Annotated in this window: 22 protein-coding genes and 1 pseudogene; 21 read left to right on the forward strand and 2 right to left on the reverse strand. The window is 60.7% G+C overall.

The features are described from left to right. The first annotated feature begins 56 nt into the window (after positions 1 to 56). The 10 genes from LA304_RS15180 to LA304_RS15225 all read left to right on the forward strand — a co-directional run bounded on the left by LA304_RS15180 (position 57) and on the right by LA304_RS15225 (position 10653). On the forward strand, positions 57 to 1463 hold the full coding sequence (locus LA304_RS15180; protein WP_224504010.1) for an aldehyde dehydrogenase family protein: 1407 nt from the start codon (positions 57 to 59) through the stop codon (positions 1461 to 1463). A gap of 13 nt (positions 1464 to 1476) precedes the next feature. Further along, entirely contained in the window at positions 1477 to 3081 is a 1605-nt protein-coding gene (locus LA304_RS15185) for a GMC family oxidoreductase (RefSeq protein ID WP_224504011.1), read from the forward strand. 31 nt (positions 3082 to 3112) lie between these two features. Continuing rightward, entirely contained in the window at positions 3113 to 4363 is a 1251-nt protein-coding gene (locus LA304_RS15190) for an ABC transporter substrate-binding protein (protein WP_224504012.1), read from the forward strand. An 81-nt stretch (positions 4364 to 4444) separates the two neighbouring features. Continuing rightward, positions 4445 to 5398: a branched-chain amino acid ABC transporter permease gene (locus LA304_RS15195; RefSeq protein ID WP_224504013.1), complete on the forward strand. Its 954-nt coding sequence runs from the start codon at positions 4445 to 4447 to the stop codon at positions 5396 to 5398. Continuing rightward, positions 5398 to 6390, forward strand: coding sequence for a branched-chain amino acid ABC transporter permease (locus LA304_RS15200; RefSeq protein WP_224504014.1), 993 nt, complete (start codon positions 5398 to 5400; stop codon positions 6388 to 6390). The genes LA304_RS15195 and LA304_RS15200 overlap by 1 nt, the downstream gene beginning before the upstream one ends. Further along, positions 6387 to 7112, forward strand: a complete 726-nt coding sequence (locus tag LA304_RS15205; protein WP_224504015.1) for an ABC transporter ATP-binding protein — start codon at positions 6387 to 6389, stop codon at positions 7110 to 7112. The genes LA304_RS15200 and LA304_RS15205 overlap by 4 nt, the downstream gene beginning before the upstream one ends. Then, positions 7105 to 7803, forward strand: coding sequence for an ABC transporter ATP-binding protein (locus LA304_RS15210; protein WP_224504016.1), 699 nt, complete (start codon positions 7105 to 7107; stop codon positions 7801 to 7803). Before LA304_RS15205 ends, LA304_RS15210 begins: the two co-directional genes overlap by 8 nt. A 191-nt stretch (positions 7804 to 7994) precedes the next feature. Further along, entirely contained in the window at positions 7995 to 8897 is a 903-nt protein-coding gene (locus tag LA304_RS15215; RefSeq protein WP_224504017.1) for a DMT family transporter, read from the forward strand. Continuing rightward, positions 8897 to 9481 (forward strand): TetR/AcrR family transcriptional regulator, encoded by a 585-nt coding sequence (locus tag LA304_RS15220; RefSeq protein ID WP_224504018.1) that lies wholly within the window; start codon positions 8897 to 8899, stop codon positions 9479 to 9481. The genes LA304_RS15215 and LA304_RS15220 overlap by 1 nt, the downstream gene beginning before the upstream one ends. Positions 9482 to 9528: 47 nt before the next feature. After that, positions 9529 to 10653 (forward strand): Gfo/Idh/MocA family protein, encoded by a 1125-nt coding sequence (locus tag LA304_RS15225; protein ID WP_224504019.1) that lies wholly within the window; start codon positions 9529 to 9531, stop codon positions 10651 to 10653. A gap of 19 nt (positions 10654 to 10672) precedes the next feature. Here LA304_RS15225 and LA304_RS15230 read toward each other — a convergent pair whose 3' ends face one another. After that, positions 10673 to 11590 carry a LysR substrate-binding domain-containing protein gene (locus tag LA304_RS15230; protein ID WP_224504020.1) on the reverse strand — a complete coding sequence of 306 codons (918 nt, stop codon included), beginning with the start codon at positions 11588 to 11590 and terminating at the stop codon, positions 10673 to 10675. Positions 11591 to 11760: 170 nt separating this feature from the next. Here LA304_RS15230 and chvE point away from each other — a divergent pair, with 170 nt between their 5' ends. From chvE to LA304_RS17955, 11 genes are all read left to right on the forward strand, one after another. After that, on the forward strand, positions 11761 to 12813 hold the full coding sequence (gene chvE / locus LA304_RS15235) for a multiple monosaccharide ABC transporter substrate-binding protein (protein ID WP_224504021.1): 1053 nt from the start codon (positions 11761 to 11763) through the stop codon (positions 12811 to 12813). Positions 12814 to 12885: 72 nt separating this feature from the next. Further along, positions 12886 to 14409, forward strand: a complete 1524-nt coding sequence (mmsA, locus tag LA304_RS15240; RefSeq protein WP_224504022.1) for a multiple monosaccharide ABC transporter ATP-binding protein — start codon at positions 12886 to 12888, stop codon at positions 14407 to 14409. 91 nt (positions 14410 to 14500) lie between these two features. Next, a complete protein-coding gene (mmsB, locus tag LA304_RS15245) occupies positions 14501 to 15667 on the forward strand; it encodes a multiple monosaccharide ABC transporter permease (RefSeq protein WP_318010701.1) in 1167 nt (388 codons plus the stop codon). 26 nt (positions 15668 to 15693) lie between these two features. Beyond that, a complete protein-coding gene (araD, locus tag LA304_RS15250) occupies positions 15694 to 17439 on the forward strand; it encodes an L-arabinonate dehydratase (protein ID WP_224504023.1) in 1746 nt (581 codons plus the stop codon). Further along, positions 17439 to 18368, forward strand: coding sequence for a Gfo/Idh/MocA family protein (locus tag LA304_RS15255; RefSeq protein ID WP_224504024.1), 930 nt, complete (start codon positions 17439 to 17441; stop codon positions 18366 to 18368). The genes araD and LA304_RS15255 overlap by 1 nt, the downstream gene beginning before the upstream one ends. A 17-nt stretch (positions 18369 to 18385) precedes the next feature. Then, the gene (locus LA304_RS15260) at positions 18386 to 19300 is read left to right on the forward strand and encodes a dihydrodipicolinate synthase family protein (protein WP_224504025.1); all 915 of its coding nucleotides are present in this window, start codon (positions 18386 to 18388) and stop codon (positions 19298 to 19300) included. A gap of 42 nt (positions 19301 to 19342) precedes the next feature. Then, positions 19343 to 20857 carry an aldehyde dehydrogenase (NADP(+)) gene (locus LA304_RS15265; RefSeq protein ID WP_224504026.1) on the forward strand — a complete coding sequence of 505 codons (1515 nt, stop codon included), beginning with the start codon at positions 19343 to 19345 and terminating at the stop codon, positions 20855 to 20857. Between the two features lies 1 nt (position 20858). Then, positions 20859 to 21758, forward strand: a complete 900-nt coding sequence (locus LA304_RS15270; RefSeq protein ID WP_224504027.1) for a 2-dehydro-3-deoxygalactonokinase — start codon at positions 20859 to 20861, stop codon at positions 21756 to 21758. Continuing rightward, the gene (locus tag LA304_RS15275) at positions 21755 to 22372 is read left to right on the forward strand and encodes a 2-dehydro-3-deoxy-6-phosphogalactonate aldolase (protein ID WP_224504028.1); all 618 of its coding nucleotides are present in this window, start codon (positions 21755 to 21757) and stop codon (positions 22370 to 22372) included. Before LA304_RS15270 ends, LA304_RS15275 begins: the two co-directional genes overlap by 4 nt. 1 nt (position 22373) lies before the next feature. Continuing rightward, entirely contained in the window at positions 22374 to 23222 is an 849-nt protein-coding gene (locus LA304_RS15280) for an SMP-30/gluconolactonase/LRE family protein (RefSeq protein WP_224504029.1), read from the forward strand. Positions 23223 to 23478: 256 nt separating this feature from the next. Then, the gene (locus LA304_RS17955; RefSeq protein ID WP_396022204.1) at positions 23479 to 23709 is read left to right on the forward strand and encodes a hypothetical protein; all 231 of its coding nucleotides are present in this window, start codon (positions 23479 to 23481) and stop codon (positions 23707 to 23709) included. Here the strand turns inward: LA304_RS17955 and LA304_RS15290 are convergent. After that, a pseudogene (locus tag LA304_RS15290) lies at positions 23622 to 23888 on the reverse strand (transposase); the annotation flags it as partial. The gene LA304_RS17955 and the pseudogene LA304_RS15290 sit on opposite strands and share 88 nt — an antisense overlap. Positions 23889 to 23892 lie beyond the last annotated feature (4 nt).

Consider the following 23892-nt stretch of genomic DNA (forward strand, 5'->3'; position numbering starts at 1 on the left):
AGACCGACTTCTCGAACTCCGACATTCTGACCTCCACGATTAAGGGAGGAGTTCGAATGCTGGATTTCGGCATGACGATCGGCGGCAAATCTGTCGCCGGTGACAAGACTTTCGATGTTTTTAACCCGGCTACCGGAGAACTTGTTGGGCGCGCGCCGAATGCGACGCTTGATGATCTCGACCGCGCCGTTGCAAGCGCAAAGGCCGCGTTCCCGGCCTGGGCCGCAAAGCCGGACGCAGAGCGTAAGGCCGCTGTCGCTGCGCTGGTCGCCGTTCTCGAAGAGAATGCAGAAGCGATTGCCCACACGCTGACGCTTGAGCAGGGGAAACCGCTTGGCGGTCTCGGCTCGCGTTTCGAGCTCGGTGGAGCTCAGGCATGGACCGGCCACACCGCGTCGCTCGACCTGCCGGTGAAAGTGCTTCAGGACAACAATGAAGGCCGCGTCGAGCTTCACCGCAAGCCGATTGGCGTTGTCGGTTCGATCACGCCGTGGAACTGGCCGGTCATGATCGCGATCTGGCACATTATGCCAGCGCTGCGTGCAGGCAATACCGTGGTGATCAAGCCGTCGCCGTTCACGCCGCTCTCCACGCTGCAGACCGTTGCGCTTCTGTCCGGCAAGCTGCCTGAAGGCGTGCTCAACATCGTGACGTCCGACGACCAAGTCGCCAATGTTGGTGCAGCCATGTCCTCCCACCCGGACATCGGCAAGATCGTCTTCACCGGTTCCTGCGCCACCGGCGCCCGCGTGATGAAATCCGCAGCCGACACGATGAAGCGTCTGACCCTCGAGCTTGGCGGCAACGACGCGGGCATCGTCCTGCCGGATTGCGATCCGAACGAGATCGCGGAAAAACTCTTCTGGGGTGCGTTCATCAACAACGGTCAGACCTGTGCCGCGATGAAGCGTCTATACGTCCACGACGACATTCACGACGCAGTTTGCGATGCTTTTGTCGCCTATGCGCGCAACGTGAAGATGGGCAACGGTCTTGATGAGGTCAACGTGCTCGGTCCGGTGAACAACCAGATGCAATTCGACAAAGTTGCGAGCCTCGTCGCAGATGCCGCCAAAACCGGCAACGTGCTGCTCGGAGGCGCACCGGATGAGGGTCTGTTCTTCCCGATCACGCTCGTCTCCGACCTGCCGGACGACGCGCCGCTCATCCACGAAGAACAGTTTGGCCCTGCGCTGCCGATCATCCGTTTCACCGACGTCGAAGAGGCGATTGCCGCCGCAAACGCGAGCGAAAACGGTCTCGGCGGGTCTGTTTGGTCGAAAGACGTTGAGAAAGCCAAGGCACTGGCCCTGCGTCTCGAATGCGGGACGGCGTGGATCAACAGCCATGGCGGTTTGAACCCGGTCGCTCCGTTCGGCGGTGCGAAAATGTCCGGGATCGGGCGTGAATTCGGTGAAGAGGGTCTCTTCGAGAACACCGAAATTCAGGTCCTGCACATCTGAAGGAGAATGAACCATGAGCAATGAATTTGACTACATCGTTGTTGGCGGTGGCTCCTCTGGCTGTGTCATGGCGTCCCGCCTGTCGGAAGACAGCTCCAAGCGCGTGCTTCTGATCGAAAGCGGCCATCGCGACAGCCATCCGTATATCCACATCCCGTCGACCTTCTTCAAAGTCATCGAAAAGGGCCGCGACATTGTTCCTTATGTGGGCGAGCGCGACGAGGGCGTGAACGGGCGTGAATCCGTTGTGCTTCAGGGCCACGTCATTGGCGGCGGCTCCTCTGTGAACGCGATGATCTACATCCGCGGCCACGCCAACGACTACAATCAGTGGGCGCAACTCGGCAACAAAGGCTGGTCCTACGACGACGTGCTTCCGGCGTTCCGCGATGTCGAGAACAACATGGTGTTCTCCGATGGCTTCCACGGCACGGACGGTGAACTGCGCGTGTCCGAGGCCCCGAACAAACACCCGCTATCGCGCGCCTTCATCCGCGCGGGTCAGGAAGTCGGTCTGCCGTATAACCCCGACTTCAACGGCGCAATCCAAGAGGGCGTGGGCTTCTACCAGTCCACGACCCACAACGGCCGTCGCTGGTCCTCCGCGCAGGCGTTCCTGCGTAAGGCCGAAAAGCGCAAGAACCTGACGATCATGACGCAGACCCGCGTCGCCAAGATCCTCTTCGAGGGCAAGCGCGCGACAGGCGTGCAGCTCGAAGACGGGCGCAAAATGACCGCACGCGGCGAGATCGTTCTCTGCGCAGGCGCCATCGAGACACCGCGTCTGATGCAACTGTCCGGCGTCGGTCCGGCCGAGCATCTGCGTGAGCACGGGATTGAGGTTGTGGCTGATCTGCCGGGCGTGGGCTCGAACTATCAGGACCACATGGAAAGCACCGTTCAGGGCGAAACCTATGAGCCGATCTCGCTTTACCGCGAAGACAAAGGTCTCAAGGCCGTGCGTCACATGCTGCGTTATCTGCTCACCAACACCGGGCTTGTGGCCTCCAACGTTGTGGAATGCGGCGGCTTTGCCGATGTGTCTGATGCCGGTCAGCCGGATGTGCAATTCCACTGCATTCCCTTCATGGCGGGGTGGGTCGACCGTGCACCGATTGAGGCCCACGGCTTCCAGATCGCGCCGTGCTTCCTGCGTCCGAAATCGCGCGGCTCCGTGCGTCTGCGGTCCTCGAACCCGACGGACAAGTCGCTCTTCGATGCGGCGACCTTCCGCGATAGCGACGATCTCGAAGTTCTAACCCGTGGCGTGCTCAAGGCCATCGACATCATGAACGCGCCTGCGATGCAGAAATTCATCAAACGTCGTGCCCTGCCCGAAGAGGGTTTGGAGAAAGACATGGATGCGCTGCGCGACTACGTGCGCCAGACCTGCAAAACCGTGTTCCACCCGAGCGGCACCGCCAAAATGGGTGTGGAAAGCGACAAGATGTCGGTCGTCGACAACGAGTTGCGCGTGCGCGGTCTGGAGGGCCTTCGCGTGGCTGACGCATCTGTCATGCCGACGCTCGTGTCCGGCAACACCAATGCTCCGGTGATCATGATTGCGGAACGCTGTTCCCGCTTCATCACCGGCAAGGAAACCGTTGTGGCCGCCTAAGGCCACAACACTCATCTAGGGAGGAAAACCGATGAACAAAACACTGAAGACTGCAGGCACAGCACTGGGCCTGATGTTTGTGGCCGGGGCGGCCTTTGCCGACCCGATCTGCGGCGCCAACACTGGCGAAGCCGCAACTGGCGCACCGATCAAGGTCGGCGGCATCCACGGCAACGCGGCACCGGGCGACTTTTCCGCCTCGACCACAGCAGCCGAAGCCTATTTCGACTGTGTGAACGCCAATGGCGGGATCAACGGCCGTCCGATTGAATACCTCGTCGAAAACGACCAGTGGAACCCGGAGCTTGCGGCTCAGGCGGCGTCCAAACTGCTCGTTGACGAAGACGTCGTCGCGATGGTTGGCAACGGCTCCTTCGTCGAAATGTCCGTGAACGCGGGTCTCTACAAAGAGCAGAACGTCATGACCATGGCCTCCGCTTGTGCAGCCTCCGAGTGTTTCGAAAGCTCGAACATCGTCTCCACCAACCAGGGCCCGCTTCCGTCCTCCATCGGTGCAGCCATGTATATGGTCGAAGAGAAGGGCTCGCAGAACGTGTCCTGTATCGCTCTGACCATCCCGAACTCCGGTCCGTGGTCCTGCGGCGCGGTTGTCGGCTACATGGAATCCAAGGGCCTGTCCGGTTCCGGCGTTTACCTGAACCCGGCGTCTCCTGACGTGAATTCCGGCCTGCTCGAAGCTGTCGCCTCTGGCGCGGATACGATCCTCGTGAACCTGCCCGCAGGTCTCGCCATCGCGATCCTGAAAGCCGCCGAAGAGCAAGGTCTCGGCGATGCATACCAGTGGGCGTCCTCGACCCCGCTCTATGACCGCGACGCGCCTGCGGCACTCGGTGCATATTGGGATGGCAAACTCTTTGTGAACACGGAAATGACCCCGTGGGACAAAGGTGGAGAGGACTCCCAGAACTGGCTCGCCGTGATGGACGCCTATGCCGATCCGAAAGACCCGCGTGACAGCTTCAGCCAAGCCGGCTTCCTCGCTGCGCAGATCTTTGTCGATACACTGATGGACATGGATCCGGCTGATCTCGACGACCGCGCCAAAGTGACCGAGGCGATCACCGCGATCACCGGTTATGAGAGCGATCTCGTTTGTGGCCCGTTCTACGTTGGCGAAGCGGACCGTCACATGCCGAACCACGCTGGCACGATGGTTGTCGTGAAAGACGGCGGCTTCGAGACGGTGCGTGACTGCTACGAATACGACAGCCCGTACTTTGCGCCGATCTTCGCGCAAGAAGAGGCGCTCGGACTGCGCTGAGAACCTCCCAACGCAGACCCGCCGCGTCCCACGCCTCCGAAACATGGGACGCGGCATTCTTCTTAATACAGGGGAACGAACATGTGGCATGTGCTACGGACGGCTGCACTATGTGTGGCAGCCTGCGCAGGAGTTGCGCTTTGGTTTGGGGCAGGCAAGCCCGCGATGGTTCAGGGGATGTTCATCGTCTCCGGTCTGGCCGTCGGATCGCTTTACGCTTTGGGTGGGATCGGCTTGGTCGTGCTCTATCGCGCAACCGGGGTTCTGAACCTCTCCGCGGGCGCCATCGGGATGGCCTCTGTGATGGCCGCTTGGCAGCTCGTGCAGTGGGGACTGTTCGGTCCTGTTGCTTGGGTTGGCGGGCTGGCAATCGGTGTGGCTCTCGCGCTCTTCTACGGACGTGTCATCGCACCGCAAATGGCGTGGCGTGAGCCGGTCGTGAAGGCCGTTGCTTCGCTCGGGTATGCCATTGCGATCCTCGGTGTGGTCAGCTTCCTGTTCCCCGACGAGCCGCGCAAATTCTCGCTGCCGACCGACAGCATGGCTGTGATGATCCTCGGCCTGCGCGTGACCGTGACCCGTCTGCTCGTGGTTCTGGCCGCCATCGTTCTGGTCGTCGGGATCACCATTTCCCTCAACACCACGCGTGTCGGTCTACAGATGCGGGCTCTGGCCAACAACCGGTCGCTGTCCTCGCTCATCGGTATTCCGATCCTGCGCGTCGAAACGCTCGCGTGGGGATTGTCCGGTCTTCTCTTCGGCTTCACCGGTCTGATGTTCGGCGATCTCGTGCGTCTTGAGCCGTCGGTGATCACCTTCATGGTCATTCCCTGTATTGCCGCCGCCATCTGTGGCCGGTTGCAGAGCCTGCCGGACGTGCTCATGGGTGGTCTCGCCATCGGTGTGATCGAGAGCCTGCTGACCTTCTCCGACACTTTCAAACAGGTGCGCCCCATCGCGCCCTTCGTGATCGCGGCGCTTGTCCTTCTGGCGATGAACCGTGGCCGCCGCCTGACCTTTGCAGGAGACGATTGATGCGTTCGACCTCCAACACGATCTGGGCCGTCTTCGGCCTTGCGCTGATCCTTCTGCTGCCGGCTTTTGCCGGTGGCCAGTGGGTCAAGATTTTCACCTCCACCACCACCTTCGCCATGGCCGCCGCCGGGGCAGGGTTCCTCTACACCCGTCTCGGGATGGTCAGCCTCGTACAGGTCGGCCTTATGGGCGTGGGCGGTTGGGTCACTCTGCGTCTCAACCACGCCTTCAACTTTCCGTTCGAGATCAACCTGATGGTCGCAGGCGCGGTCACCATGTTCCTCGGAAACCTGATCGCGCTTCCGGCGCTGAGGATGCGGGGTCTGTATCTCGCGCTCATCACCCTGATGTTTGCCGCCGGTCTCGACATTGTCTTTACCGCGAAGCAGTTCCCGAACGGAGCAGACGGGTTCTGGGGCGTTGGCACCACCTTTGCCGCCGAGATGCGCCGTCCGATCTTTGCCCAAAGCGACGCCGCCTACCTGCGCTACACGATGCTGTGGCTGGTCATCGGGTTCGTGCTCATCGAGCTGCATCGCCGGATGGCACCGGGCCGTGCGTGGGCGCTCATCCGTAAATCCGAGGCCGCTGCACTCGCCTCTGGTGTGAACGTGACGCTCTACAAAACATGGGCCTTCGGTTTGTCCGGTCTTTTGGCCGGTCTTGGTGGCGGTCTTCTGGCGGGGAGCCTCGGCCTTCTAGACGCTGCAACCTTCCGCGCCAGCGAGAGTGTGATGCTCTTTGCCCTCGTCATCGTCGGTGGTGCACGCTTCTGGTACGGGGCGGTGATTTCCGCAGTTCTGTTCCGCGTCGTGCCCGGCCTGCTAAACAACTGGGGCGTTGATGCCGATCTGTCGCTCGTGATCTTCGGCGCCGCACTCCTGCACGCTGTGATGTCCGCGCCCGATGGCCTTGCGGGTCAGATCAACGGGGCCGTTCGTGCGCTCTTTTCCGGCCGCAAAAGCCCCGAGAACAAAGGAGCCAAGGCATGATCTCCATGGAAAACCTCACCGTGCGCTTCGGGGGTGTGGTCGCGCTCGATCACATCGGGGCGGATTTCACCGCGAACGTGTCCGGCCTCATCGGTCCGAACGGCGCGGGCAAGACCACGACGATGAACGTCATCTCCGGCTTTCTCGATGCGCACAATGGCCATGTGATTGTCGATGGTGCCGATCTCGTCAAACTGCCGCCGCACAAGCGTGTGCATTGGGGCCTGCGACGGTCGTTCCAGAAGGAGCAGATCGCCAATGACCTCACCGTCCGAGAAAACCTGATGGCGATCACCGATCACCTGCACGGCTCACGCGCCGACAAACGTGCGGATCTCGAACGCGCTGCCGACTTCGCGGGCGTGACGGATATTCTCGGCAAAATGGGCCGTGATCTGAACACGTTCGAACGCCGTTTGACCGACGTCGCACGCTGTGTCATCGGCCACCCGAAGATGATCATGTTCGACGAACCCGCCGGTGGTCTGACGCCGGAGGAGACAGAACGCCTCGGCGATCTGATCCTCGGCATTCATGATCTGACGGGGGCCAAAGTTCTGGTCATCGACCACGACGTCGAACTGATCGAACGCATCTGCGCCGAGACGCTGGTGCTCGATTTCGGCAAACGCGTGGCCTTTGGTCCGACGTCTGACGTGCTGCGCGATCCGGCGGTTCAGGCGGCCTATCTGGGCATCGAAGTGGAGGAAGAGCATGCTTGAGCTCTCTGGTGTCACCATTGAAAAAGACGGCATCGCCGTTCTGAAAAACGTTTCTCTCACCGTTGAACCGGGCAAGGTCACAGCACTCTTGGGTGCGAACGGTGCGGGTAAATCCGAGCTTGTTCTGGGCATTGCAGGGCTCTTGCCCGTCACGGGTGGCGATATCCGTGCAGATGGCACCACCATCTCCGGACAGGCGCCGAACCTTATCCGGTCTGCTGGCGTTGCTGCTGTGCCGGAGGGGCACCAAGTGCTCACAAAGCTCTCCGTCGATGACAACCTGCGCGCTGCAGCATCGCTCTTGTCTGTTGCGGAAACGAAGGATGCGCTTGAGCGGGTCTATGGGCTGTTCCCCGAATTGGCCGAGCGCAAGCGTCAACAGGCGGGCACCATGTCCGGCGGACAGCAACAGATGCTCGCCATTGGGCACGCGCTCATGGCACGGCCGCGCTATGTGCTGATCGACGAAATGTCACTCGGTCTCGCACCGTTGATCGTGAAACGCCTTGTTGGCGTGGTGTCCGAGTTGGCGGCCTCCGGAGTGGGGGTCCTTCTGGTGGAGCAATTCGTCGAGGTGGCTCTGCAACTCGCGAGCGACATTGTCGTGCTGCGTAAAGGGCAGGTGCATTTGACGACCTCTGCGGAGGCGATCAAAGAGGATCGTGAGTTGCTCACAGGCGCTTATTTCTAAGCTTTTAACGAGTAAAATTGGTTGCGTTTACGTCGGGCCGCTCCCTCGCAAAGAGGGGGCGGTTTTCGTTTGTGGGTGCCGTCAAAGAAGTCACTAGGCAGGCGTTTTCCAAAATGATACTAAATCGTATCAAATCGGGAATAAATTTATCAAACCCGATTCCTCCCTGACTGCACTGGATTGAACCAACAATGACGATACCGCCCAAAGCCGCGGCTGCGACCGCGACCATGTTGTGGGGCTTTACCTACATTCTCACGACCACCATGCTGCCGCCGAACCCGTGGTTTATCGCGGCTGTGCGCGCACTTTTCGGGGGGCTGCCGTTGCTCCTGCTCGCGCGCGACCTCCCGCCGAAAGCATGGTGGGGGAAACTGATTGTCCTCGGCACGCTCAACAACGGCCTGTTCTTCGGTTTGCTCTTTATTGCCGCCATTCGTCTGCCTGGTGGTGTCGCCGCGACGTTCCAAGCTCTTGGGCCGCTCTTTATGGTCCTTCTCGCGCTGCCCGTGCTCGGCGCAATCCCGTCGAAAGCCAAACTGCTTGCCGTTGTTGCCGGCGCAGTCGGTGTGGCGATGGTCGTGCTCAAAGGCGGCGCAGAGTTGGATTTCATCGGCATCTTGGCCGCGCTCGGTGCCGCACTCTCGGTCGCCTTGGGGGGCACTCTGATCCACAAATGGGGCCGTCCGTCGTCGATCATGAGCCTGACGGCTTGGCAAATGATCATCGCGGGTGCGGAACTCTCCATTGTCGCGCTTGTCCTCGGCGATATTCCCGAGAGCCTCGTGATGACCAATGTCCTCGGTCTCGGCATCCTCGCCCTCGTGATAACGGCTCTGCCGTTCTACCTCTGGTTCACCGGTATTCATGGGGCTGGACCGTCGGCTGTGGCGCCGATGATGCTCCTGACTCCGATCACGGCCTTTGTTCTTGATGCGGTCTTCAGGGGCGCGGTGCCGTCGCCGCTCCAAGCGGTCGGTGTTGCAATTGTCATCGGCTCTCTGTTCTATGGGCAGCATGTCGATCGCAAAGCCTTCCGCCCCGCCCATCACCATGCGCCGTCAGAGCGTCAAAAAAGCCAAGGGAACGCCTGATGTCTGAGCGGGCGACCCTGACTGCGCGCGGCCTTGCGCGGCAAGAAGCACTCATTGAAACGGCGACAGACCTCTTTCTCGGGAAAGGGTTCGACGCGGTCTCGGTGGATGAAATCGTCGCCGCAGCGGGGGGGTCCAAGACCAATATCTACCGGCAGTTCGGAAATAAGACCGGACTGTTCACAGCGGTCGTGGAGCGGATGAGCCAAGAGTTCCTGTCGCCTCTGGATCAACTCGTTCTCGGGCCGGTTGATCTCGAAATCGGGCTGCAGATTTTGGGGCGCACGCTATTGGGGCAATTGCTGACACCAAAGCACATTGCGTTTCAGCGCATGGTTATTGCGAGTTCGGTCCAGTTTCCCGACTTGATGACGCACTGGTATGAGGTCGGCCCGAGGCGCAGCCAATCCATCTTCCGCAGTCAGATCGAGAAATCGTCCGGTGCGCCTGAACTTGCGGTGCTGTTTCACGACATGCTGGTCACAGAGCCCGTCACCCGCGCGATGATGGGGCGGCCGATGGCAGCCGAGGATGTTGAAGCACATATCCAAAGCGCCGTTCGCCTCGTGATCTCGGGCGTGTGAGCCGAGCGCAGAGCGCTACGACGCTAAAAAAGGGCGAGGATTTACTGATGGCTAAGATCAGGTTGGGGATGGTCGGCGGTGGCCGCGATGCGTTTATCGGAGAGGTGCACCGCTATGCCGCGCGTCTCGACGGGGAATATGACCTCGTGGCTGGCGCGCTGTCCTCCACGCCTGAGAAGTCGCGCGAAAGCGGCCTTGCCTTGGGTCTCTCTGAGGATCGGTGTTACGGTTCGTTCGAAGAGATGGCAGAGGCGGAAGCCGCGCGTCCCGACGGGATTGAAGCCGTCGCCATTGTCACGCCCAATCATGTGCATGGCGCGGCGGCGGAAGCGTTTCTCAAACGCGGTATTCACGTCATTTGTGACAAACCTCTCACCGCGACGATGGAACAGGCGGAGCAACTGGCCAAGGTGATCCGCGAGAGCGATGCGCTGTTCATCCTCACCCACAATTACACCGGCTACCCGATGATCCGTCAGGCGCGCGAGATGGTCGCGCGTGGCGATCTGGGCGCGATCCGCGTGGTGCAGGTCGAATATGCGCAGGACTGGCTCGCCGATGACACGGGGGGCAAGCAGGCCGAATGGCGCACGGACCCCGCGCGGGCGGGGCTTGGTGGCTCGACGGGGGATATCGGGAGCCATGCGCACAACCTCGCGTGCTTCGTGACGGGGCTGGATGTCGACACTCTCGCCGCCGATTTGCAGAGCTTCGTGCCGGGGCGTGCGGTGGATGACAACGCCCATGTGATGCTGCGGTTCAAAGGCGGTGCGCGGGGGATGCTCTGGTGCAGTCAGGTGGCTGTCGGATGTGAGAACGCGCTGACCTTGCGGGTCTATGGCGAAAAGGGTGGTCTGTCGTGGGGACAGGAAGAGCCGAACAAGCTCTGGTTCACACCCTTTGGAGAGCCGAAGCGTCTGCTGACGCGCGGCGGAGCAGGGGCGCTCGATGTTGCCAATGCGGTTAGCCGCACGCCGGGCGGGCATCCTGAAGGGTATCTTGAGGCCTTCGCCAATATCTACACGGAAGCTGCCGCTGCGATCCGTGCGGCCCAGAGGGGCGAAGACGCGATGAACCTGTTGCCCGGATTGGATGCGGGGCTCGCGGGGATGAATTTCATCGCGGCCTGTGCGCGGTCTTCCACTGAGGATGCGGCGTGGACGGCCTTGTAGGACTAAGGCGTCCTGCGCGTCAGAGATGGCGCAGGATTTCCTCATAGAAGAGTTTCGCACTGCTCGGCATTTCCCGAGAGGTGTTGCGGATGACGAAATAGGGCGTGACGGTCATCTCCGTCGCCGTGTCGATCATCGTCAGTTTCGCGCCGAAGTCGGGGCCGGTCAGGAGTTCTGCCACCTCCCGCGATTGCGGGGCGATGATGTCGGAGGTGGCGAGTAGGGCTTCGACCATCAGGAGGGACGACGTATGAACCACCCTCTGCGGCACTTCCACGCCGACGGAATAAAAGGCCTGCTCCATCGCTTCGCGAATGGGGGACCCGCGTTCCTGAATGACCCAGTCATAGTCGCCCAATGCGTCGAGCGGGACCGATGACTGGCCGGCGAGCGGGTGGGACTCTCTCACCATAAGCCGAACGGTTTCGGAGCGGGCAGGGTGGATGTGAAGGTCCTGTCCGTCATGGGTCGAAGGCACCCGTGCGAGAATGAAATCGAACCGCCCTTCATCAAGACCACGGATGAGGTCCGTTGAGGGGGCAACTTCGATAGAGAGGGAAATGTCGGGCGTTCGCTCCCGCATCACGGCCATAGCGGGGAGGAGAATACCGACAGCGGGCCCCGTTACCGATCCGATGCGCACCTCACCGGAGATGCCCTGTGTGAGAGAGGCCACTTCCTTTTCGAGACCGTCGAGACCGGAAAGCACCACGCGCGCGTGGCGGACGAAGGCTTCGCCGGTGGGCGTGATCTCCATTCCTTTCGGCGTGCGCTTGAACAAGAGCGCGCCGCAGCGGTCCTCAATCTCGCTGAGGATTCGCGAGGCCGCCGGTTGGGTCATGTTCAACGCGCGTGCCGCGACCTGAAGTTGGCCGACCTCAGAGATACGGAGGACGAGATCGAGGTGCGTGGGCTTTATCTGACGGGCGAGACGCAACGTAATCCCCTAATATACCAGTTTTGATATGCAGATTGCTGATATCTTCATTTTACAGTGATGTAAACTTCCCTTTATTCCTTGTGCGACCTCGAAACAGGGTCACCAATTTACAAGAAGAGCGCTGTCACGGGAGCAAAGGAGTGGCGCGCATCTTTCGGGAGGACAACATGAAGATCAAAACGTTACTGACCGCGGCAACCGCGGCCATTGCTTTCGCGTCCGTTGCTTATGCAGACGGTCTTGTGGGGATTGCCATGCCCACCAAATCCTCGGCCCGCTGGATTGCCGATGGCGACAACATGGTGAAAGAGCTTCAGGCCGCCGGTTACGACACCGACCTGCAATACGCCGAAGACGACATTCCGAACCAGCTGTCCCAGATCGAGAACATGGTCACCAAAGGTGTGGACGTGCTTGTGATCGCAGCCATCGACGGCACCACGCTTTCCAATGCGCTGGAAAACGCGGCGGCGGCAGGTGTGAAGGTCATCGCCTATGACCGTCTCATCCGTGACTCCGGTGATGTCGACTACTACGCGACCTTCGACAACTTCAAAGTCGGCGTGCAGCAGGCAACGAGCCTCGTGGACGGTCTCAAGTCCCGCTTTGGCGAAGGCCCCTATAATGTGGAGCTGTTCGGCGGGTCTCCGGACGATAACAACGCCTACTTCTTCTACAACGGCGCCATGAGCGTGCTTCAGCCGCTGATCGACGACGGCTCTGTGGTGGTTCAGTCCGGCCAGATGGGCATGGACAAGGTCGGCACCCTGCGTTGGGACGGTGCAGTGGCTCAGGCGCGTATGGATAACATCCTCTCCGCCAACTACACCGACAAGGAAGTCCACGGCGTGCTGTCACCGTATGATGGTCTCTCCATCGGTATCCTGTCCTCGCTCAAAGGCGTGGGCTACGGCTCCGGTGATCTGAAGATGCCGATCGTGTCCGGTCAGGACGCAGAAGTTCCGTCGATCAAGTCGATCCTCGCGGGTGAGCAATATTCCACGATCTTCAAAGACACCCGTGAGCTTGCGAAAGTCACCGTGGGTATGGTCAACGCGGTGCTCGAAGGCTCCGAGCCGGAGATCAACGACGACTCCACCTATGACAACGGCGTGAAGGTGGTTCCGTCCTACCTGCTCGAACCGGTGGCCGTGGATGCGTCCAACTGGGAAGAGATCCTGATCGGCTCCGGTTACTACACCGCAGACCAGATCAACTAAGTCCCTCCTCCAGACCCGTCCGCTCTCCCCCCAGTCTTTGAGCGGACGGGTTTTCCAACAAAGGAGGCTTGTATGACAACGCTTCTTGAAATGCAGTCCATCACCAAAGAGTTCCCGGGCGTCAAAGCGCTCGATCAGGTGAACCTCGCTGTGAAAAGCGGAGAGATCCACGCGATCTGCGGTGAGAACGGGGCAGGCAAATCCACGCTGATGAAGGTACTCTCGGGTGTCTATCCGGCGGGGAGCTATGATGGCGAAATCCACTACGAAGGCGCGCTCGCAGAATTTCGCGGTATCCGTGACAGCGAGGAGCGGGGGATTATCATTATCCACCAGGAACTCGCGCTCGTCCCGCAACTGTCGATTGCCGAAAACATTTTCCTCGGAAACGAGACCGCCCGTGCAGGTGTCATCGACTGGCACGAAGCAAACCACCGGACCGAAGCGCTGTTGCTTAAGGTCGGGTTGAAGGAAAGCCCGACCACGCTCATCGATAGCCTCGGTGTCGGGAAACAACAGTTGGTTGAGATCGCCAAGGCGCTCTCCAAAGACGTGAAGCTGCTGATCCTCGATGAGCCGACCGCCGCGCTTCAGGAGAATGACTCGAAGAAGCTGTTGGACCTGATGCTGGAGTTGAAGGCACAGGGCGTCACATCGATCATCATTTCGCACAAGCTCAACGAAGTGCGCTATGTGGCCGATACAGTGACCGTGATCCGTGACGGCACCTCTGTGTCTACTCTGGATGCCAAACAGGGTCTCTCCGAGGACCAGATCGTCCGCGATATGGTGGGGCGCGATATGTCCGACCGCTATCCGGACCGCGACCGCCGTGCAGGTGACGTGCTTATGGAGGTCGAGAACTGGAACGTCTGGCATCCGCAGCACCTCGAACGCCAGATCATCAAAGACATCTCGATGAACGTGCGGGCAGGGGAAGTCGTGGGGATTGCCGGTCTCATGGGGTCGGGACGCACAGAGCTTGCCATGTCGATCTTCGGCAAATCCTACGGGCGCAATATCTCCGGTGAGGTGAAGCTCCATGGGAAGACCGCCGATGTGTCCCGTGTGGACCGTGCGATTACCGCGGGTCTCGCCTATGTGACCGAAGACCGCAAAAGCCTTGGCCTCATTCTCGATGAGACGATCCAGTTCAACACGACGCTGGCCAATCTGGAGGGCGTGTCCAAGCGGGGGGTGCTCAACGACAACGACGAGACCGCTGTCGCCGAGAAATACAGGGCAGCCCTGCGCACCCGCACGCCTTCGGTGTTTCAGAAGGTTGGCAATCTCTCAGGGGGGAACCAACAGAAGGTGGTTCTCGCCAAATGGCTCAACACCGACCCCGAGGTTCTGATCCTCGACGAACCGACGCGCGGGATCGACGTCGGTGCGAAATACGAAATTTACGCGATCATCAACGAGCTGTCGGCGCAGGGCAAAGGGGTCGTGATGATCTCCTCCGAGATGCCCGAGCTGCTCGGCATGTGTGATCGGATTTATGTCATGAACGAAGGCGCCTTTGTCGGGGAAATGCCCGCGGCAGAGGCCAGTCAGGAGCGCATCATGTCGCTCATCGTCAGCGAAAAGGAATGAGAGCATGACGACAGAAAGCAAAACCATGTCGCCACCGTCCGAACACGGGACCGGAGAGACCAAGGGCCTCAAATCCTATCTTGCCGCCCACATGCGGGACTTCGGGCTGTTGTTTGCCCTCATCGCGATCATGGTCTTCTTCCAGATCGTGACTGGCGGCACGCTCATGCGTCCGGTGAACATCACCAACCTGTTCCTGCAGAACAGCTACATCATTATCATGGCGCTGGGCATGCTCATCGTCATCGTGTCGGGGCATATCGACCTCTCTGTCGGCTCCGTGATGGGCTTTGTCGGCGCGCTCGCCGCTGTGCTGATCGTCAATGAGGGCCTCCCTGTGCCCGTCACCGTGGTGCTCTGCCTCATCGTCGGTGGGGCCATCGGGGCCGCGCAGGGGTATTTCGTCGCGATCTGGCGCATTCCCTCTTTCATCGTGACGCTCGCCGGGATGCTCGTGTTCCGTGGTCTGTCGCTCTGGCTTCTCGAAGGTCAGTCTGTCGGCCCGTTCCCGAAAAACTTTCAGATCCTTTCCACCGGCTTCGTGCCTGACATCTTCCCCGCTGCGATGGGCGAAGGACTGGCGGGCCTCTTTGGATCGCGCAACTTCAACGTCCTGTCCTTCTCGCTCGGACTTATCGCGGCTGGTGCCATCATTCAGATGGGTCTGAAGAAACGTGCCCGCAATGCGCAGTATGGAATTGCGGACGAGCCGACCGGCCTCTTCTGGGCCCGCACAGCAATTGTCTCTGCGGCTGTCATTCTCCTGATGTTCAAGCTCTCCACCTTCCGTGGCCTGCCGAACGTGGTGGTGACGATGGGCGTGCTCATCCTGATCTACGCTTTCCTCACGGAACGCACGGTCATCGGTCGCCGCATCTACGCCTTGGGTGGCAATGAGAAGGCGGCGAAACTCTCCGGCATCAAAACCGAACGCCTTACCTTCCTCGCCTTCGTGAACATGGGTGTGCTCGCAGCCCTCGCAGGTCTGATCTTTGCCGCCCGTCTAAACACCGCGACGCCGAAGGCAGGGTTCTCCCTCGAACTCGACGTGATCGCAGCGGTCTTTATCGGTGGCGCTTCCATGTCCGGTGGCTCCGGCAAGATCATCGGGGCAGTCGTCGGTGCATTCATCATGGGGGTCATGAACAACGGTATGTCGATCATGGGCATCGGCATTGACTACCAACAGGTGATCAAAGGGCTCGTGCTGCTCGCCGCTGTTTTCTTCGACGTCTACAACAAGAACAAGCAGGCCTGAGCGCCGCTTCGACAAAGGAATATCCCATGTCGTTCAAACCCGCGAAATGGCCCCGCAAGCTCCGCTCTCAGGAGTGGTATGGTGGCACCTCCCGCGACACGATCTACCATCGTGGCTGGCTCAAAAACCAAGGCTACCCGCATGATCTGTTCGACGGACGTCCGATCATCGGCATCCTGAACACGTTCTCGGAACTGTCGCCGTGTAACGGCGTGCACATGAAGGAGTTGGCCGAAAAGATCAAAGCAGGCATCTGGGAAGCCGGCGGGTTTCCGGTCGAGGTTCCCGTGTTTTCGGCCTCCGAGAACACCTTCCGCCCCTCCGCCATGATGTTCCGCAACCTCGCGGCGCTCTCGATTGAGGAAACGATCCGCGGACAGCCTATGGACGGTGCGGTGCTCATGGTCGGCTGTGACAAGACCACTCCGTCCCTGATGATGGCGGCCGCGTCCTGTGACATTCCGTCGATTGTCGTCACCGGCGGGCCGATGCTCAACGGCTACTACAAAGGCGAACGCGTCGGCTCCGGCACGCATCTGTGGAAATTCTCCGAAGCTGTGAAGGCAGGCGAGATGACACAGGACGAGTTCCTCGAAGCAGAGGCCTCCATGTCGCGCTCCACGGGTACTTGCAACACGATGGGCACAGCTTCGACCATGGCGTCGATGGCAGAGAGCCTCGGCATGGCGCTCTCAGGCAATGCGGCAATCCCGGCTGTGGACTCCCGCCGCCGTGTGATCGCGCAAATGTCTGGTCGCCGGATCGTCCAGATGGTGAAGGATGACCTGAAACCTTCTGATATCATGACAAAAGAGGCCTTTGAGAACGCCATCCGCACGAACGCCGCCATCGGCGGGTCCACCAATGCGGTGATCCACTTGCTCGCGATGGCGGGCCGTGTCGGCGTCGATCTGACGCTTGAAGATTGGGACCGCTGCGGGCGTGAAGTCCCGACCATCGTAAACCTGATGCCGTCCGGCAAATACCTCATGGAAGAGTTCTTCTATGCGGGTGGTCTGCCTGTGGTGCTCAAACGTCTCGGCGAAGGCGGGTTGCTCCATAAAGACGCGCTTACTGTGTCGGGCGAGAGCATCTGGGATGAGGTCAAAGATGCCGTGAACCACAATGAGGATGTGATCCTGCCCACAGAGAACGCACTCACGCAGTCCGGTGGCATCGTCGTGGTGAAAGGCAACCTCGCGCCGAAAGGGGCGGTTTTGAAGCCCTCTGCGGCGACCCCCGCGCTCTTGCAACACCGCGGTCGCGCGGTCGTGTTCGAAGACATCGACGACTACAAAGCCAAGATCGAAGATCCGGACCTCGACATCGACGAGACTTACATCATGGTCATGAAAAACTGCGGGCCGAAAGGCTATCCGGGCATGGCCGAGGTCGGGAATATGGGCCTGCCTCCGAAGCTTCTCAAAAAAGGCGTCACGGATATGGTGCGGATTTCCGATGCACGTATGTCCGGTACGGCCTACGGAACTGTTGTGCTCCACACCTCTCCCGAAGCCGCCGCAGGTGGCCCGCTCGCGGTCGTTCAGAACGGCGATATGATCGAGCTCGACGTCGCGAACCGTCGTCTGCATCTCGATATTTCCGACGCCGAACTGGAGGCGCGCCTCGCCACGTGGACGCCCCTGCCGAACGGTCCCGAGAGCGGCTACGCATGGCTCCACCAGCAGCACGTCGAAGGCGCGGATACGGGTGCCGATCTCGACTTCCTCAAAGGCTGTCGTGGCAATGCCGTCGGAAAGGACAGCCATTGATGGATATTGCACTCATAGGCATTGGCAAGATTGCCATCGATCAGCACGTCCCTGCGATTGCGGCGTCGTCCGACTTCTCGCTCGCCGCAACGGTCTCGCGGCATGGGTATGTGGAGGGCGTCGAAAGCTTTCCGAATATCCACGCACTCCTCAAAGCGCGGGACGATATTCGGGTGATTTCGCTCTGTCTCCCGCCGGTCCCGCGGTTTGAGGCCGCCGCCGCCGCCATTCGTGCGGGCCGACATGTGATGCTCGAAAAGCCACCGGGCGCGACGCTCGCGGAATGCTACGCGCTGATGTCGCTCGCCAATAAGCATAAGGTCTCTCTCTTCGCGACATGGCATTCGCGTGAGGCAGACAAGGTCGCCTCCGCCAAAGCATGGCTTGCCAACAAAGAACTACGCTCGCTCAAGGTGACGTGGAAAGAAGATGTGCGTCGCTGGCACCCCGGTCAGGACTGGATCTGGGAGCCGGGCGGGATGGGGGTGTTCGATCCGGGGATCAATGCGCTTTCTATCGTGACAGAAATCCTGCCGGACAACATCCATTTGACGTCGGCGAACCTCGAAGTGCCCGTAAACCGCCAGACACCGATTGCCGCGCAGTTGGAGTTCTTCCACCCCGGCGGGGCAGAGGTCAGCGCCGACTTCGATTTCCGCCAGGAGGGGGAGCAAATCTGGAACATTGAGGCCGTCACGGATGAGGGCACTCTGACACTGATAGACGGCGGTGCGCGTATCCGCATTGACGGGGCAGAAGACGCTCTGGAGGACGACAATCCGCTCTCCGGCGAATATCCGCGCCTCTATGCCAAGATGGCCTCCCTGCTGCTGCGAGGTGGCATTGATATGGACCTGCGTCCGATGATCCACGTCTGTGATGCGCTCGCATTGGGACGCAGAACCACGGTTGACCCGTTTATCGAATAATCTGAAAGAGACCCGCCATGAAACCTTTGTATTCTGGCATCTGGCCGGTTGCGCCAACGCCATTCAACGCCAATGGAACGCTCGATCTCGACGGGATGCGTCGTGTTCTGGACTGCCTCATTGATCAGGGCGCGGACGGGATTTGTATCCTCGCGAACTTCTCGGAGCAGTTTCTGCTGACCGACGCCGAACGCGAAATCCTGACGCGTGTGTCCCTCGAACATGTTGCGGGCCGCGTGCCGATGATTGTGACCATCAGCCACTACGCGACGCAGATCGCGGTGGAGCGTGCGACGTTCGCCAAAAGCCTTGGTGCGGATATCGTCATGATGATGCCGCCCTATCACGGCGCGACCCTCAAAGGCACGCCGGAGCAGACGTTTGAACAATTCGCAGCAGTCGGAGAGGTCGGCATTCCGATCATGATCCAGGACGCGCCTATGTCCGGCGTCGATCTCTCTGTGCCGCTCCTCGTGCGGATGGCGAAAGAGATCGAGATGGTTAAACTCTTCAAGATCGAATGCCCCCGCGCCGCCAACAAAATCCGCGCCCTCATTGAGCAGGGCGGAGACGCGATTGAGGCCCCGTTTGACGGCGAAGAGGCGATCACGCTGCTCGCTGATCTCGATGCGGGTGCCACGGGGTCGATGACCTCCGGCATGATCGTCGATCAGATCAAACCTGTGCTGACCCATTTCCACGCGGGCCGCTATGAGGAGGCCACCGCCGCCTATGGCCGCGTTGCCATGGCGATCAACCACGAAAACCGCCAGTGCGGCTGGCAATCGTGCAAGGCCGCGATGGTGGAAGGCGGCGTCATTGCATCCGAGATGTGTCGCCATCCGGTTGCGCCACTTCATCCCGCAATCCGTGAGCGTCTGATCGGCCTGCTCAAACCTCTCGACCCGCTCGTCCTGCGCTGGGACAAATGAGCCCCCTCTAGACGACAGACATAATTCCGAAAGGACCCCGATATGACCTTTACCCCCCACGGCAAACATCTGATCGCAGGAGCGTGGGTGTCGTCCGAGGAGACGTTCACCTCTGCACCCGCGCATGGACTGCCCCATGTGTTTTCCTCCGGCACACCCGCGCTTGTGGCGCAGGCATGTGAAGCTGCCGAAGAGGCATTTTGGACCTATGGCTATACGACCCGCGAGGACCGAGCGGCGTTTCTCAATGCGATTGCGGACGAGATCGAGGCCCGCGCCGAGGCCATCACCGAGATCGGATCGCAGGAAACCGGCCTGCCCGAAGCGCGCCTCCAAGGCGAGCGTGGCCGCACGACAGGTCAACTGCGGCTCTTCGCGGATCACATCCTGAAAGGCGACTACCTCGACCGTCGTCATGACGCCGCCCTGCCGGATCGTCAGCCCCTCCCGCGTCCCGATCTGCGCATGATGCAGCGTCCGATTGGGCCTGTCGCAGTCTTCGGCGCCTCGAACTTTCCGCTCGCCTTTTCCACCGCCGGTGGCGACACCGCCGCCGCGCTGGCCGCCGGTTGTCCGGTCGTGGTCAAAGGCCACGGCGCGCACCCGGGCACGGGCGAAATCATCGCCGAAGCCATCCACGCCGCGATCGAGAAAACCGGCATGCCGAAAGGCGTTTTCTCGCTCGTCCAAGGCGGCGACCGCGCGGTCGGGCAGGCCCTTGTGCAACACCCGCTGATCAAAGCGGTGGGCTTCACCGGCTCGCTCGCTGGTGGCCGTGCGCTCTTCGATCTCTGCGCGCAGCGACCGGAACCGATCCCGTTTTTTGGAGAACTTGGCTCCGTGAACCCGATGTTCATGTTGCCGGCTGCGGTGGCAAACCGTGGCGACGCCCTCGGCGAAGGCTGGGCAGGCTCCCTCGGCATGGGGGCTGGCCAGTTCTGCACCAACCCCGGCATCGCGGTGGTGATCGAAGGCGCGGAGTCTGATGCCTTCGTCGAGGCCGCCCGCAAAGCGCTCTCGGAGCAGGGTGCGCAGGTCATGCTCACCGACGGCATCGCCGAGGCCTACGCCTCCGGCGCCGCGAAACTCGGCGCGCAGGCAGGCGTGCAGGACCTGCTGACCTCGATGTGCGACCGCCGCGAGGCCAAGCCGTTCCTCTTCAAAGTCGCGGCCTCTGACTGGCTCGGCAACCATGCGCTCTCCGAAGAGGTCTTCGGGCCCTTGGGTCTCGTGGTCGTGGCCAAAGACGCGGACGAGATGCACAAAGTGGCGCGCAGCTTCGCGGGTCAGTTGACCGCAACCATCCACATGGATGACAGCGACACAGCCTTCGCTCGCCGGCTCCTTCCGGTCCTCGAGCGCAAAGCCGGCCGCGTCCTTGCAAACGGCTTCCCCACGGGCGTCGAGGTCTGCGACAGCATGGTCCACGGCGGTCCATACCCCGCCTCCACCAACTTTGGCGCGACCTCTGTCGGAACCCTCTCCATCCGCCGCTTCCTCCGCCCCGTCTGCTATCAGGGCATCCCCGAAGGCGTGCTGCCTGACGATCTGGTGTGAGATGACAGTCCGGATTGCGGTCGATTGGGGAACCTCAGCCTTGCGCCTCTGGGTGCTTGGCGAGGACGGCAACGTGCGCGCGGAGCGCAGGTCCGATGACGGCATGGGGAAACTCAGAGCCGAAGACTTCGAGCCCGCGTTCCTCGCCTTGGCTCGGGACCTGATCGAGGGGGCAGAACACGTTGAGGTCGTCATCTGTGGCATGGCAGGCGCGCGGACGGGATGGGCAGAGGCGGCGTACCTGCCGGTGCCCTGTCAGCCCGTCGGAAAGGGCGCGATCACGGTGGAAACACAGGACAAACGGCTCTCCGTTCGTATCCTGCCTGGCCTGTCGCAGACCACCCCTGCGGATGTGATGCGCGGCGAGGAAACCCAAATTGTGGGATTTCTTTCCGCCAATCCGTCTTTCGATGGCGTTCTCTGCTTGCCTGGAACGCATTCGAAATGGGTTCGCATCGAGAATGGTGAAGTCACCTTTTTTCAGACGATGATGACAGGCGAACTTTTTGCGCTGCTCTCCAAATCTTCGGTGCTCCGCCTCTCCATGGACGACGCGGACGCATGGTCCGAGGAGGCCTTCGCGGACGGAGTACAGACAGCCCTCAACGCGCCTGCGCAATCCATGGCCGCGCTGTTTTCGCTCCGCGCCGAGGGGCTGCTTGGAACGGTCCCCGAAGGCGAGGCGCGATCGAAACTCTCGGGGCTGCTCATAGGACAGGAACTCGCCGCAATGCGCGGGCTTTGGACGGCGTATCCAGTTGCGCTCATCGGCGCAAAAGACCTGTCCGCCCGCTATGCCAAGGCGCTCAGGCTCTGTGGAGTCGAGGTAAAATGCGCTGATGGTGATACAATGGTCCTCGACGGGCTACGCGCCGCGTTCGAGAAGTGGGGGGAACTATGACAAAACCACGCAATATCATCGCCATTCTGAGGGGCGTGACCCCTGACACGGTGGAAGACATCACAGAAACCCTGATCGCCGCTGGCATCACCAAGATCGAGGTGCCGCTCAACTCGCCTGACGCATTCACGTCGATCTCGAAAATTGCGGCGGATTTTCACGAACATGCGCTGATCGGGGCAGGGACCGTGCTCTCCGTCGCGGATGTGAAGCGGGTGCAGGACTGCGGCGGTGTGTTGGTCGTCTCTCCGAACATGAACCCAGACGTGATCCGCGCGACGCGGGAGGCGGGACTGCTGTCCTATCCTGGTGTCATGACGCCGACAGAGTGCTTTGCGGCGCTGGAGGCCGGAGCGACGGGGCTCAAACTCTTCCCGGGGAGCCTGATTGGCGCGAAAGGGTTGCAAGCGATCCGCGCGGTGCTACCTGAAGGGACCGAAGTGCTCGCCGTCGGTGGAGCCGCGCCCGAAAACTTCGCGGCATGGCGTGCCGCTGGTGTGGACGGGTTCGGGATCGGAACGGCGGTCTACCGCCCCGGTGACACGGTGAAAGACGTGCATGACAAGGCCGCAAAGATTGTCGCGGCCTATGATGCAGCGTGGTCGGAGGCATAAGGTGAGCGCAGAACTCTTTGATAACAGGTCCTGTTTTCTCGGGGAGGGGCCGCTTTGGCATCCGGATTTGGAGACGCTGTTCTGGTTCGACATCATCAATAAGAAACTCCTCTCGCGTGGTCCCGACGGGGCCGGTGAGTGGAGCTTTGACGAATGCCATTCCGCCGCAGGTATCGTCGACGCGCAGACATTGCTGATTGCGTCCGAGACGGGGCTCTGGCGGTTTGACATCGGCTCTGGCACCCGTGAACTCATTGTCTCGCTGGAGGCTGACCGTCCGGAGACGCGCTCCAACGACGGGCGCACGGACCCCTTTGGCGGGTTCTGGGTCGGCACTATGGGCAAGAGCGCGGAGGCGGGCCTCGGGTCCATCTATCGCTATTTCAAAGGCGAGTTGCGCCAGCTTCACAGCGGCCTCACGATCCCGAATGCGATCTGCTTTTCGCCCGACGGGAGATACGCTTATTTCGCCTGCACCGATGCGCAGAAGATCAATCGACAGCCGCTTGACCGCGACGGATGGCCAGCGGGGCCAGCGGAGACTTTCATTGATCTGTCAAAACACGACCTCAACCCCGATGGCGCCATTGTCGATGCAGAGGGCGGGATTTGGAATGCGCAATGGGGGGCAGGTCGCGTAGCGCGCTATCTGCCGGACGGGACGTTTGATCGTGCGATCGCGTTCCCCGCGGATCATTGTTCTTGTCCGGCCTTCGGCGGATCAGACATGAAGACCCTGTTTGTGACTTCGGCGCGTGAGGGCCTCACCAACCCGAAGTTAGCGCAGGGATGCGTCTACTCGGTGATTGTCGATGTCCGAGGCGGGGACAGTGTTCGCGTGAAGCTTTGATCGCGGTGCGTGGTCGGTCCGCTCGCACGCGGGCCAGCGTTTGCGCAAACATAGTGCTTCAAATTGCGCCTTTTTGCCGTGATCAGCGTAGGAAATGGCCTTTAGTCAGGTGCCTTGGAATGTATTTCTAAATCACTTTTGATTTTCCGAAGAATTGGGCGAAGTTGCCAGTATGGCATTTTCAGGCACCCCGTGCCTGCACGCGCGGGACATCCGACATTTTCAGGTCTTTGTCGCTGTCGCGAACGCAGGCGGCATGACCGCCGCAGAGGCAGAGCTCGGTATGACTCTGTCCAGCATCTCCACGAGTATCTCTTCGTTTGAAAAAAACGGTTCAGGATCACGGTCTGTCACCGCGGTCGCGGCGGGTTTGAACTCACCGAGGAAGGCCGCATCGGTTTTGACCTCCGTCGAGTTTGCCTCTCGCGCCGTGTCGCCGGCGAGACGCTTCTTGCCGGCCTCGAGGAATTCCTTCGACCAGCTGTAATACAGGCTCTGAGCGATACCTTCCCGGCGACACAGCTCCGCAATACTGTCCTCACCTTTCAGGCCATCCAACACGATCTTGATCTTCTCTTCCGCTGATTACTGTTTGCGGGTTGCGCGCCGGATGTCTTTGACGACCCTCTCGCCATTGCTCTGTTTGGGTCCGGATTTCTGTCTCATCTTC

The organism is Celeribacter litoreus, from assembly GCF_020165855.1.
GTDB lineage: Bacteria > Pseudomonadota > Alphaproteobacteria > Rhodobacterales > Rhodobacteraceae > Celeribacter > Celeribacter litoreus.